Annotated in this window: 6 protein-coding genes; 4 read left to right on the plus strand and 2 right to left on the minus strand. The window is 51.2% G+C overall.

Annotation, left to right across the window (positions count from 1 at the left end; genetic code table 11):
* Nucleotides 1–91: 91 nt before the first annotated feature.
* Nucleotides 92–514, minus strand: coding sequence for a nucleoside 2-deoxyribosyltransferase (locus ACE419_RS03635; RefSeq protein ID WP_435721043.1), 423 nt, complete (start codon nucleotides 512–514; stop codon nucleotides 92–94).
* Between the two features lie 375 nt (nucleotides 515–889).
* Between ACE419_RS03635 and ACE419_RS03640 the strand changes: the two genes are divergently transcribed.
* The gene (locus tag ACE419_RS03640) at nucleotides 890–1,405 is read left to right on the plus strand and encodes an AAA family ATPase (protein ID WP_435721044.1); all 516 of its coding nucleotides are present in this window, start codon (nucleotides 890–892) and stop codon (nucleotides 1,403–1,405) included.
* On the opposite strand, the gene ACE419_RS03645 is transcribed toward ACE419_RS03640, so the two are convergent.
* Nucleotides 1,406–2,581: a class I SAM-dependent methyltransferase gene (locus ACE419_RS03645; protein ID WP_435721045.1), complete on the minus strand. Its 1,176-nt coding sequence runs from the start codon at nucleotides 2,579–2,581 to the stop codon at nucleotides 1,406–1,408.
* Between the two features lie 496 nt (nucleotides 2,582–3,077).
* Between ACE419_RS03645 and ACE419_RS03650 the strand changes: the two genes are divergently transcribed.
* The 3 genes from ACE419_RS03650 (at nucleotide 3,078) to ACE419_RS03660 (ending at nucleotide 13,050) form a co-directional block, all read left to right on the plus strand.
* Complete coding sequence (locus ACE419_RS03650) at nucleotides 3,078–7,313, plus strand: ESPR-type extended signal peptide-containing protein (protein WP_435721046.1); 4,236 nt, start codon at nucleotides 3,078–3,080, stop codon at nucleotides 7,311–7,313.
* A 170-nt stretch (nucleotides 7,314–7,483) separates the two neighbouring features.
* Complete coding sequence (locus ACE419_RS03655) at nucleotides 7,484–8,335, plus strand: MerR family transcriptional regulator (protein ID WP_435721047.1); 852 nt, start codon at nucleotides 7,484–7,486, stop codon at nucleotides 8,333–8,335.
* 344 nt (nucleotides 8,336–8,679) lie between these two features.
* The gene (locus ACE419_RS03660; protein WP_435721048.1) at nucleotides 8,680–13,050 is read left to right on the plus strand and encodes an ESPR-type extended signal peptide-containing protein; all 4,371 of its coding nucleotides are present in this window, start codon (nucleotides 8,680–8,682) and stop codon (nucleotides 13,048–13,050) included.
* Nucleotides 13,051–13,216: the final 166 nt, after the last annotated feature.

Here is a 13,216-nt window from a genome sequence, read left to right on the forward strand (position 1 = left end):
AAAAGGAAGTTCCTTCACGTTATCGCGTTATCGTGAAGGAACTTCCTTTTTTACTGCTCAGTGTGAGCCATTCGCCTTTTGTGCTTTGCCGTCATATATGACGATTTCCTAAAATCTCATCAATCACCGGCAGGATTTCCTCGAGTTTTTCATACGGGTGAATGTGGAAATACGTATCGCCCGTGAGCATCGCGGAAAGGTCCGTCTGCGAATGTCGGTAAAAAATATGACAGGGAATGCCAAAACGCTCGGCATACGCGAGCTCGTACCCGACACCGAGAGAAGGATTCGTGCATTCGGCAATCACCACATCCGCACGGCGCAGCCAGCCCGTGTCCTGCTCATAAATCAGCTGGTCGCGGCGGCCCTGCTCATGGGCATTGAGGTCGAGATTGCCGACATGCTCCGTGAGCACGGTATCCGTTTTCTGGATATAGGCGATGATTTTTTGATAAAGCGCGGCATCCGCGCGCCCGCCGCGGATACTGCCGGCAAAGTAAACATTTCGATTCATTTTTTAGCCACGTCCTTCTATAAATATGATAAGATAATACTTGGCAGTTAAGGCGTCAGGGAAAGGCGGCGGGAAGAAGATACTAACCAACGTTCCGCGCAGCAGGCTGAAGCTCCACTTATGGTTAGTATCTTCTTCCCACCTTACAATCTATCGTACTAAAAAACTTTGATACTAGTTAGTAAAAGCGAGGGGCAAAGCCCCAAAGCGTCCCCCTTCGAGGCGAAGAAGGAGAAAAGCCGGCAAAGAGGGGATGGCTGTTCAGCCGGCCACGTGGAGCGGGGAACAGCCATCCCCGCCTTGCCATCGCCAACTGTCCCTCATTTCCACGAATCCATCCCGCGAATTATATATATGAGTATAGGAGAGTATCGAATGAAAGTCATTAATTTCTACGGTGGTGCCGCCATCGGCAAGAGCACGATTGCCGCGGATATGTATTCCAAGCTTAAACGCATGGGCTACCGCACGGAGCTGGTCGGCGAATTTGCCAAGTGGCTCTGGTACCAGAATGCCACGGATATCGTCGAGGACCAGCTTTATCTTTTTGCCGAGCAGGCCCACCGCACGCGCACGCTCGAAAAATACAACGTCGACTTCGCCATCTGCGACTCGCCGCTGCCCTTAAACATCATCTACAACCGCGAGCCCTCCGAGGCCTTTGACACCCTTGTCATGCAGGAATTTAACCGCTACGACAATCTCAACTACCTCCTGCGCCGCAACGACGAATTCCTCGCCGTCGACGGCCGCCCCGAGACGGACCTGCCGCGCGCCAAAGAAAAAGACCAGCAGATCCTTTCCGTTCTCGAGAAATACAACGTACCGTATACCGTCATATCCCCGTGGGAGACAGATAGGGTCCTGCTGGACCTAAAAATCAAGAGGTAATTAATACCAACGCGTCATCGGCAGCTCGTTGTTGTTGCCCTTCGTCATGAGCACCTGATGAATGTCGATGTAGCCGATATAGAAGGCCGCCGCGCAGCCGCAGAGGTAGAGGTCCCACATGCGGACGAATTCTTCGCCCTTCCAGCCCGCGACTTTGTCGTGAACGGCGAGGAAGTTCTTGTACCAGCAGCGCAACGTCTTGTAGTAATGGCGGCGCAGGCTCTCGACATCGAGCACGCGGAAGTCGGCGTCGTAGGCATGCGAAATGAGTTCACGCAGCGACGGCAGCGTGCCGCCCGGGAAGATGTACTTGCGGATCCACGGCTCCGAGACAACTTCGTCATGGCCCGTAATCGTGTGCAGCAGGAAAATGCCGCCTTCTTTCAGGAGATGGTTGGCCGTTTCCATGTACGTTGCGTAATTCGAGCGGCCGACATGCTCCATCATACCGACGCTGACAATGCGGTCGAATTTAAGCCCTTTGTCCTCAAGGTCGCGGTAGTCGATGAGCTCAATCGTCACGAGGTCATCAAGACCTTCTGCCTTGATGCGTTCCTGACTCTTTTTCCACTGTTCCTTGCTCAGCGTGCAGCCGTAGCCCTTGACGCCGTATTTCTTCGCGGCCTCAATGAGCAAGAAGCCCCAGCCGCAGCCGATATCGAGGAGCGTCATGCCCTGTTTCAGATAGAGTTTTTCGAGGATGTAGTCGACCTTGTTGCGCTGAGCCTGCTCAAGCGTGTCGTCGTCATGCTTGAAGTAAGCACAGGAATAACTCATCGTCGGGTCGAGCCAGAGTTTATAGAATTCATTGCCCAGGTCATAATGAGAGGAAACCTCTTTGGCCTGGTCTTTTTTCTTTTCCGACATATAGAGGATGCTGCGCAGGCCCTTGCGGTCGAGCGAGAAGCGGTCGGCCTGTTCGAGGAACGTGCAGAGCATGTGGAAGAGGTCGCCCTTGATTTCAATATCGCCGCGCATATAGGCCTCGCCAAGCGCCAGCTCCGTCGACTCCAAGAGCTCCTTCTTCGGCACATCCTTGTGGATGACGACCGTGAACTCCGGTTCACCCTGACCAATCGTGTACGTCTCGTCATGCATCTCGACATTGAAGCAGTGCTTGTCGAAATGCTCGAGATAATGCAGGAAAAAATTGTCCATCAACTTTTGAAAATGCATGGGAAAAACCCCTTTCTTCTACAATTCGAGGGGACCGCAAGTGAGCGAATGCCTCTCATTTTAGATACTTTACAAAACCCTTTCGACAGAATTTCCGCAAAACCCTCTTTTATCATGAAAAAAAGTTATCGTATCATAGGAAAATTTACAGCAGAACGGAGAAAAGAGAAAAAGATTTTTTTCTGATAACATGGAAGTATATGAAAAATTAGAGGAACTTCATGAAATCTTTATGCAGCTCTCAGATACATTCGTTTTCGTTTTACGCCAGATAAAGACTTTTAGAGAACACAAAGTGTAATTTAATGCTAGCCCCAATGATAATGACAATAGTCTGCTGTAGAATTACAAGTAATAAAAGTTATTTATTACCGCGATTTATAAAAATGGAACGATTTTCAAGAAACAGGACAAGCATGTCGTGGAGGACACGCCCTGTACATCCTTCCAGATATAAATCACGCAAAATGTGTCTTTATCATGGAGGGAAAGCACGATGAATCATATTTACAAAGTCGTCTGGAGCAAAGTGCGCGGCTGCTATATTGTCGTATCCGAAATCGCAAAAAGTAACGGCAAAAGCCGCTCACAGAAAGCCGCCGTGCTCGGGGCTGTGTTTATGGGAACGGTGCTGATCACGGGAGCAGGGATCTTGAATCCGGTGGAAGCGGCCGGATATTCAGCTCTTAATGGTACGGCTAATACAGATAATTCAATTGCCATTGGCAACAACACGACAGCAGGGAATAGTTCAAACAATGCATCGGCAATCGCTATTGGTGAATACGCGGATGCTACAAGTGCTAATGCTATAGCTATTGGTTTTGGCCAATCAAACGCGAATAAAACAACAGCTAGTAATGAGAGTGCTATTGCCATTGGTACGAATGTTACATCATCGGGGCAGCGTTCCATTGCGCTGGGGGCACAGACAAAAGCTGAAAAGGATTCTTCTGTAGCAATTGGCTATGATACCCACGCAACGAATGATTCTACCGTAGCCATTGGCAGTGGAACAGATGCAAGAGGTCGTTATTCTGTGGCCATTGGTCTTAGCTCTGTTGCAGGAACAACGACAAATAATGCATCGAATCCATTGGATGGTGGTGGAAGTGTGGCACTCGGCTATATTGCAGATGCAGAAGCAGGCCGCAGCATTGCCATTGGTACAGCCTCTACGGCACAATATTCCACTTTTTCTACGGCTCTCGGCGATTCGTCAAATGCTCAGACCGAAGGCAGCGTAGCCCTTGGTGCAGGCTCCATAGCAACGCGTGCTGCTGGAAATAAGGAACAGACCATTACCGAAACTGTTGATTATAATACAGGTGTAACGACTACCAAAACTCTTGGCAATGAGTTGACGGCTTATCTGAAACCGGATACGGTAGCTTCTGGACAGGAAAGTACTTGGACTTCGACGACAGGTGCTGTTTCCGTAGGTGGCGAGTCGACTTACAAAGTCTATGAAAATGGAGTCAAAGTTACCAAGACGGCAACTTTGACACGTCAGATCACCAACGTCGCAGCCGGTTCGGAAGATACGGATGCTGTCAACGTTGCACAGCTCAAGGCCGCACGTATCACCGTGACGTCAAGTGATAATTCCGTTGGCATTACGACTACTAAAGATGATAATGACTACCATACAAATTATGACTTGAAAGTAGCCACGGCGACTTTGTCGGCAGGAACGGACGGTAAAATAACAAATCTCAATCCAACAGTAACAGAATCGGATGGTAAATCCACGACTAATACACAGGCTTATGTCACAGGAGATGACGTTGCGGATGCCATCAATAATTCCGGCTTCAAATTGACAACATCCAATTCGGATGGTACGGCTTCCGGAACGAGCACAGAGTTAATTAATCCGGGCGAGACTGTCACGCTTGATGCCGGCAAGAACATCGCCCTGGCACAGAATGGCAATAAAATCTCCATTGCCACGTCTGATGATATGACTTTGGGCAAGGCAAACAGTACGGACGGCTCTGGAAATACTGTAGCCGGCACAAATGGCAGACTCGCTGTTGACAATACGAATGGTTCCAGCGTTGTCATTGGCAAGGATGCTGTCTCGAAGACAAGCTCGACTTCGACGGTTGCACAGTCCGGCATTGGCGTCAATGGTACGGATGGTACGACAAATGGTGTTTCCATGTGGGCCGAGGGCAGCGGTACGAGCACGAAGGGCCATATTGGCCTGACTGGCTCGGACGGTGCTTTCACCGATATCTGGATCGACTATGGCACGAAAACGCTGAACAGCGATAAAAATACTACTGCGGATACAGCCAGCCGCCTTGTTTATACGGATACTAAGGGAAATCATGAAGTTGCTACGATGGATGATGGTTTGAAGTTTAAAGGTGATGATGCTACGGTTATCACGAAAAAGTTGAATGAGCAGTTAGAAATTGTCGGCGGAGCCACTGGTGATTTAACGGATAACAATATTGCCGTCAAGAGTACTTCTGATGGTAAATTGAAAGTCCAGTTGGCCAAGGACCTTACAGATTTGAACAGTGTGAGTGTTGGGAATACAACGATAAATACAAGTGGCCTGGCCATTACCAATGGTCCAAGCATAACTGCGTCCGGTGTTGACGCAGGCAGTAAAGTCATTAGTAATGTAGCAGATGGTGTCGCAAATAACGATGCTGTCAATGTTTCTCAGTTGAATGCCGTAAACAATAAGGCTAGTCAGCACTCTAGCGTGAAAGCTGGTTCGACCAATGTGACGGTATTAGAAGGAACGAATGCAGCTGGGGGTACAGAATACACGGTCGATTTGTCAAATAAAGTGACTTTGGGAACTGATGCCTCTAAGCAGGTATCCATCGATGGTACCAATGGTACTGTCACAGTCGGTCAGAATGGCACTCAGGTAAAATTGGATAGCACGGATGGCAGCGTGACAGCTGGCAGCGTAACCATCAATAAAGATGGCAAGGGCACGGTGAATGGCCTGACTAACAAAACTTGGAACAGCGATAGCTATACTTCGGGTCAGGCCGCAACAGAAGACCAGCTTCATCAGGTGGAACAGAATGCTAAATCCTATACGGATAGTCAAATTACCAATGTGAACAGCCGAATTAATCAGATTTCTCAGCAGCACACGACTGTTTCTGTAAATAATAACAGCACTTCCGGCAATCTAGTCCTGAACAAAACGAATGCGACGGATACCGCCGGTGCTAATTACGATATTTCCTTGAGCAATAATGTGACGATCGGCAGTGCGGGCACGAATGGTCAGAATGGTACTTTGACCGTGACCAGTGCAGACGGAACGAAATCCGTTAAGGCAGATGGAGAAAATGGTCAGCTGACTTTTAAGGATGGCTCCAACACGGCTTCGCTGAAAGCTGCGGCGGCTGCTGCGGGCGTGGATGGCACTTCTATTAATCGTGTCGCTGTGGATAATCATGCTGTTGCTACCTTGGCTGATGGTATGAAATTTGCCGGTGACACGGGCGCGGCCTTGACGCAGACGCTGAACAGCACGACAAATATCAAGGGCGGTGTTGCGGATACGTCGAACCTTTCCGATAATAATATCGGTGTGGTTTCTGACGGCAATGATACGCTGACGGTCAAACTGGCAAAAGACCTGCAGGGGCTGAACAGTGTTGATACGGCGACACTCAATGCCACGACGGTGAATGCTGCGGATGTCAATGCTGCAAATGTCAAGGCAACGACGGTTGCGGCTGATACGGTCAACGGCAGCACGTTCAACGCGGGCAATACGACCATCAATAGCAGCGGCCTGACGGTCAAGTCGGACGACGGCAGCCGTGCCCTCACGGTGCAGGATGGCAATGTCAGCATGGGCGGCAACCAGATTCATAATGTCGCAGCCGGCACGGCCGATGATGATGCCGTCAATGTCTCCCAGCTCAAGAAAATGGGCGGCGAAATCAGCAATGTCAGCCGCCGTGTCGACCGCGTCGGCGCCGGTGCCGCGGCTCTCGCTGCCCTGCATCCGCAGGATTTCGACCCCGATGACAAATGGGATTTCGCTGTCGGCTACGGCAATTACCGCGGCGCGAATGCTGCGGCGGTCGGCGCGTTCTATCAGCCGAACGAAGATACGACCTTGTCAATTGGCGGCACGGTCGGCGGCGGGGAGAACATGATCAACGCGGGCATCAGCTTTAAGTTTGGCCAGGGCAATCATGTGACGAACAGCCGTGTGGCGATGGCCAAGGAGATTCTCGCCCTCAAGGATTACGTCGAGAAGCAGGATGCCGAAATCCAGCAGCTCAAGGCCCTTGTCGGCAGTCAGTCGGGCGAGACAAAGAAGCGTTCGCTGCTGTTCCCCGATGTGCCGGAAAATCACTGGGCTTACAGCTATGTTAAGAAACTTGCTGACCGCGGCCTGCTTGAAGGCTTCCCGGATGGCGAGTTCAAGGGCGACCGTCTGATGACGCGTTACGAATTTGCCGCGATTTTTGAACGCGCCCTCGAAAACGGCGTTACCGCTGACGCGGACCTGCAGCACATGGCCGACGAATTCGACCCCGAGATTCGCGAACTCAGCCTGAACCGCTTCCGCGTCGACCGCGTCTCCGGTGATGACAACAGCCACAACAAGATTGAACGCGTCCGCGTCAACAGCCGCGACGAAATCGTCCAGCAGAAAAACGGCACCAAGTCAACAATTTACCGAGACAGCTACGGCGGACAGATTGAAAAGTCAGCCGCGGCTGCTAAATAAAAAGAATTCCAATAATTCAAGGCTTATCAAAGGGGCTGCTCTGCGGAGCGGCCTTTTTTGTATGCTTTGAATCATAAAATATATTGATGAAAAGATATCAATTTGCTATCATATAAAGTACTGTACTCAATAAAGAATTAGAGAATATAGAATTAAATGGGAGAGAAAAGATGAAAAAGAATAAGCTGACAGTCGGGCAGATGGCTAAATTGAATCACACGACCGTTGCCACGCTGAAACTTTACGAAAAGCTGGGGCTGCTGGAACCGGACTTTGTGGATCCAGATAATGGCTACCGCTATTACGATGTCACGCAGTCTACAGTTTTTCGGGCAATCCGGTACAATCGGAATCTTTCTTTAAGTCTTGATGAGATTCAGGAGATTGTACAGCAGAATAGTTATGATACGGCCATTGGCTTTTATGAGAAGGAAATGGAACAGCTTGAAGAGAAAATTCGGGGCCTGCAGGATAAGCTGGCCATGCTGCAAAAGACCATTGGCTGGCTGAAACATTACCAGAAACTGCCGCCCGCAGGAACCATCACCTTGGAATATCTGGAACCGCAGTATGTTTTTTCCCTGCCGGCCGTGCGCAATTATTTTAAAGAAGATTATGGAAGCTATGTATACGGCATTGCCAAGCTCACAGACTATCTTGAGCAAGAGCATATTCCCTGCTGCTATAAATACTTCACCTGCATCGCAATGGCAAAAGACGATTTCCTCGCCGGCCGTTACCGCGCGCGGGAAATTGGCACCTATGTGAACCAAATCTATGCCAGTTATCCGCATGTTGCCCTGCAGGAGGGGCAGCTGTACGTCTGCGCTTATGTGGATGATTTTGCCAAACTCCCAGACCAGCTCGATGCCTTACATTCCTATTGCGGGGAGCATGACTGTACGGTACAGGGCGATGTCATCTGCCGGCTGCTGGGCTCAATCAATCCTCGTAAGCTGCGTGAACCAGCACCTTTTTTGCGTTTGCAGATTCCTGTGAGTCTGCAGGCACAGGCAAAATAATGCCGACTTTGCTGCATGACAAGTACAAAGAAAAGAAAACCGAATAAAAGCTGCGCTGAAATCTGGACATATGTCCCTTTTTTAACAGCCTGTCAGGATGAGCGAACAGAGAAAAGAGAGACAAATGTCCCTCTTTTTTCTGCTTTTTAGTGGGAATTATGCTAACATAGGCTGTTATTATGAGGATTTTTTCTTAATTAATCTGTTATTTATTTTTAATCTGAAACTAAGTTCATAAATTGTAACAGCCTTGACCTCGTTCTTAGATGCAAGTTTATGCTAAATATTAGCAAGTTCGTTTGCATTCTGTATACATAAATAAGAACGAAGGGAGAAAATGAAGGGTGAATAAGATTTTCAAGGTAATTTACAGCAAAGCTCGGGGCTGTTATGTAGTAGTTTCAGAGCTAGCGTCGTCTAACGGCAAGGGGAAAGGCCGCAAAATCGTGGCCAGCCGCATCGCAGCGGCCGGACTCGTGCTCCAGCTTGGACTGGCCGGCACGGCGATGGCAGAAATCGTCACCACAGATACAGCAGCTACGAATGCCAACAATGCCGCAGCCAACGGAGCGGTCAACATCGAAAAGAACGAGAATGGTTCTTTGGCACAGGGCAGGGAGGCCTATGCTGCTTATGATACGGAAGGGAACCTGATCGTGGGCAAAGACAATGAAGTTGTCAAAGTCCAGCGGGATGACAGGGCCGGCTATACGCGCGTGGACGACCAGCCGGAAAATGTGGCCATGGGCACGCGCAACAGCATCGGCAAGTTCAACCATGCCAAAGACGGCGTCCAGCCGGTAAGCGGCAACAGATCCTACCAATACGAGGACATGGACGGCAAATGGATTACCACGAAAGTCTACAATCCGGAAACGAAAGCGTATGAGGACCGGCAGGTGAAGGTCCACAGCCTGGTGCCCGGCCAGTATATGGATGATGAGCACAATGTGCGGGCCAAGGAACCCCAGCGCAGCGATTACAGTAATTATAATGATTATTTGGCCGCCCACAAAATTTATGAGAACGTAGCTCCTTATTATAATAATGATAAGACGAGCCGAAGCTATTACACCAGCGGTGCCACGGCTGTAGGCGTGGACAATATCGCGGAAGGAGACCATTCCACGGCCATCGGCAACAATGCGCGCGTGCTCAATACGCCGGCTTCCTTCTATATTGATAGAGAAGGAAAACTGACTAGGGACCAGGATGCGGCCTACTATTATCTGGACGCCAACGGCAACGTGACCACCACACCCCAGTATGTGAAAAATCCGGACGGCACGTATTACCGGGACAGCAGCGGCCATTATGTAAAGACGTCGTTTATGACCGTGGACCGGCTGACGGACCCCACCAATGCAGTGGCTGTGGGCAGCGATGTGCAGGCACAGGGCCGTTCGGCTGTGGCCATGGGCCATGACAATCATGCTCAGGAATACAGCGTGGCCATCGGAGACAGTTCCAACACCGGGTATATGGGTGTGGCCATCGGTAAGGGGAACGATGCCCAGTACAGCAGCATTGCCGTGGGCCATGACAACCATGCACCCGGTTATTATGAAACAGTAGCCGGTACAAGCAACACGGCCCATGCGGATTACAGCAGCGCCATCGGCTACGGCAATAAAGTGGACGGCACGGTCAAGGACGACGGAACCTATAACAAGGCCCAGAAGAGCCATGCGTACGGCGATAACAATACGGTGACCGGCAATTACAGCACGGCACTTGGCAATGGCAATACGGTAACCGGGGATTACGCCCTGGCTGTGGGCAACAATGCCAGTGCAACGGCCAATAATGCCATGGCGATGGGAAAGAGCGCCAACGCCAGTGCTCAGGATGCTCTCGCACTGGGGAATGATTCCCAGGCAAAAGGCAAAGCTTCTCTGGCCCTGGGGCAGGGCGCAATTGCCCAATTGGATGACTCCGTGGCCCTGGGCAAAGGGGCTGTGGCCGACCGGACCAGTGGCAGCAAGGGGTATGACCCGCTGACGAAGAAGGCTTCCACGGAATCCGGTACCACGTGGAGTGCCAGCAGCAATGCAGTGTCCATCGGCAACGGCAGTAGCCTGACTCGGCAGCTGACGGGCGTGGCCGCAGGTTCGGAAGACACGGATGCGGTGAACGTGGCCCAGCTGAAGAATGTGATGGACGCCCTGAACTATACAATTTATTCCGGCGGCTCTCTGACAAATGGCATTTACGGGACCACGGGACGCAGCACGATTGCCACCTATGACACGGCCGGCCCGCTGAAACTGGATTTCGGCGATGGCATCAAAGCGACGCTGCAGACCGGTTCTGTGGTTCATGTGGGGCTGGATGCCGATGCCATACGCAACAATCCGGATTTCAAGGGGCCAAAAGGGGATCAGGGTGATAAAGGGGACAAAGGTGATAAAGGCGATCCCGGGGCTCCCGGCCTGCCGGGCATGCCCGGGTTTGACGGAGCGCCGGGGTATTCTCCCAAAGCGACCGTAACCAAGGACGAGAACACCGGCGTGACCACCATTTCCATCACCGACCAGAACGGTACCACCACAGCTACCATCAAAGACGGAACTGCGGCGTCTTTCGACGGCAAGCTGAACTTCGGCGCCAACAAGGTGCTGGCCAAGAAATGGAATACCATCCAGCCGAACCAGCCGAAAAAAGCGGCGGCAAGGGCTGCGGTGGATGCGGTTGACAATGCGGATAGTGCAGTGTCCAATGATATGAACAGTACCATCAACATTGTTGGTACCAAGGCAAAAGAAGGCCATACCTACAGCGCGGATAACCTGACTACCACGGTTGCACAGGATGGCCAGGGCGATACCACAATCACCGTACTCATGGACAAAGACATCACCGGCAACAGCGTAACTCTAGGTGAAAAGGGCGAAAAGGGTGTGGACGGCAAGGTCACCGTCAATGGCAAGGATGGTTCCGCCGTCGTCCTTGACGGCCAGGACGGCAGCATTGCCGCCGGCGGCGTGACCATCAACAAAGACGGCAAAGGCACAGTGAACGGCCTGACCAATAAGGAATGGGACGGCGAGCACATTACCTCCGGCCGGGCAGCTACCGAAGACCAACTGCAGAAGGTGGAACAGAACGTCAATACGAAAATCGACAATATGGACAAGAAAATCACCAATATGTCCAAACAGCACACGACGGTTTCTGTGAATGATGGCAAGGCCGAAGGCAACTTGGTTATGAAGAAAACCGATGGAGACGATACGAAGGGGATTAATTACGACATTTCCCTGAGCAATGATGTGACCATCGGGATGAAAGGCGAAAACGGCAAGGACGGTAAGCTCACTGTTACCAGCCAGGATGGTACGAAAGCTATTGCGGCGGACGGCCAGACCGGTACGCTGACCTTCAAGAATGGCAATAATGAAACCGCCATCAAAGCGGCGGAAGCTGCCAAGGGTGTGGATGGCACGACGGACATCAAACGCGTGGCTGTCGATGATCACAAAGTTGCCACCATGGATGATGGTATGAAATATGCCGGGGATGCCGGAGATGCGCTGAAGTTGAAACTCAATGAAACGGCCAACATCAAAGGCGGTGTTTCGGATACGTCAAAACTGGTGGACGGCAATATTGGCATTGTTTCGGACGGCCAAAATACACTCAATGTGAAACTCTCCAAGGACATCAAAGGCCTTGACAGCATTGAGGCAAAAACCGTCAATGCGGAAACGGTCAACAGCAGCACGTTCCATGCGGGCAATACGACCATCAACAGCAGCGGTCTGACGGTCAAGTCGGACGATGGCAAACGTGCCCTCACGGTGCAGGATGGCAATGTCAGCATGGCGGGTAATCAGATTCACAATGTCGCAGCCGGCACGGCCGATGATGATGCGGTCAATGTCTCCCAGCTCAAGAAAATGGGCGGCGAAATCAGCAATGTCAGCCGCCGTGTGGACCGCGTCGGTGCCGGTGCCGCGGCTCTCGCTGCCCTGCATCCGCAGGACTTTGACCCCGATGACAAATGGGATTTCGCTGTGGGCTACGGCAATTACCGCGGCGCGAATGCCGCTGCGGTCGGCGCGTTCTATCAGCCGAACGAAGATACGACCTTGTCGATTGGCGGCACGGTCGGCGGCGGGGAGAACATGGTCAATGCGGGCATCAGCTTTAAGTTTGGTCAGGGCAATCATGTGACGAACAGCCGCGTGGCGATGGCCAAGGAGATTCTCGCTCTCAAGGATTATGTCGAGAAGCAGGATGCCGAAATCCAGCAGCTCAAGGCCCTTGTCGGCAGTCAGTCGGGCGAGACGAAGAAGCGTTCGCTGCTGTTCCCGGATGTGCCGGAAAATCACTGGGCCTACACTTACGTCAAGAAACTGGCCGAACGCGGCCTGCTTGAGGGCTATCCGGATGGCGAATTCAAGGGCGACCGCCTGATGACGCGCTACGAATTTGCCGCGATTTTCGAACGCGCTCTCGAAAACGGCGTTACCGCTGACGCGGATTTGCAGCATATGGCCGACGAATTCGACCCCGAGATTCGCGAACTCAGCCTGAACCGCTTCCGCGTCGACCGCGTCTCCGGTGATGACAACGGCCACAATAAGATTGAACGTGTCCGCGTCAACAGCCGCGACGAAATCGTCCAGCAGAAAAACGGAGAAAAGTCAACGGTTTATCGTGACAGCTACGGCGGACAGATTGAAAAGTCAGCTGCGGCAGCCGCTAAATAAAAAACCAATAGTTACCATTGCAAAAAACAGACTGCTCTGCGGAGCGGTCTGTTTTCTTATGCAATGAATATATAATTCATGCAGTATTTTGTATTTATAAGATTTTTAGTGACATTTAATGCATTGTGATGTAGAATGAAAAGAAATAATTGTTCTTTAGAGATTA

Source organism: Mitsuokella apri, from assembly GCF_047974105.1.
Taxonomy (GTDB): domain Bacteria; phylum Bacillota; class Negativicutes; order Selenomonadales; family Selenomonadaceae; genus Mitsuokella.

What these genes read in the sequence shown, in the direction of transcription:
- ACE419_RS03635 (WP_435721043.1), bottom strand. Translation starts at nt 514, where the DNA reads ATGAATCGAAATGTTTACTTTGCCGGCAGTATCCGCGGCGGGCGCGCG.
- ACE419_RS03645 (WP_435721045.1), bottom strand. Translation starts at nt 2,581, where the DNA reads ATGCATTTTCAAAAGTTGATGGACAATTTTTTCCTGCATTATCTCGAG.
- ACE419_RS03650 (WP_435721046.1), top strand. Translation starts at nt 3,078, where the DNA reads ATGAATCATATTTACAAAGTCGTCTGGAGCAAAGTGCGCGGCTGCTAT.
- ACE419_RS03655 (WP_435721047.1), top strand. Translation starts at nt 7,484, where the DNA reads ATGAAAAAGAATAAGCTGACAGTCGGGCAGATGGCTAAATTGAATCAC.
- ACE419_RS03640 (WP_435721044.1), top strand. Translation starts at nt 890, where the DNA reads ATGAAAGTCATTAATTTCTACGGTGGTGCCGCCATCGGCAAGAGCACG.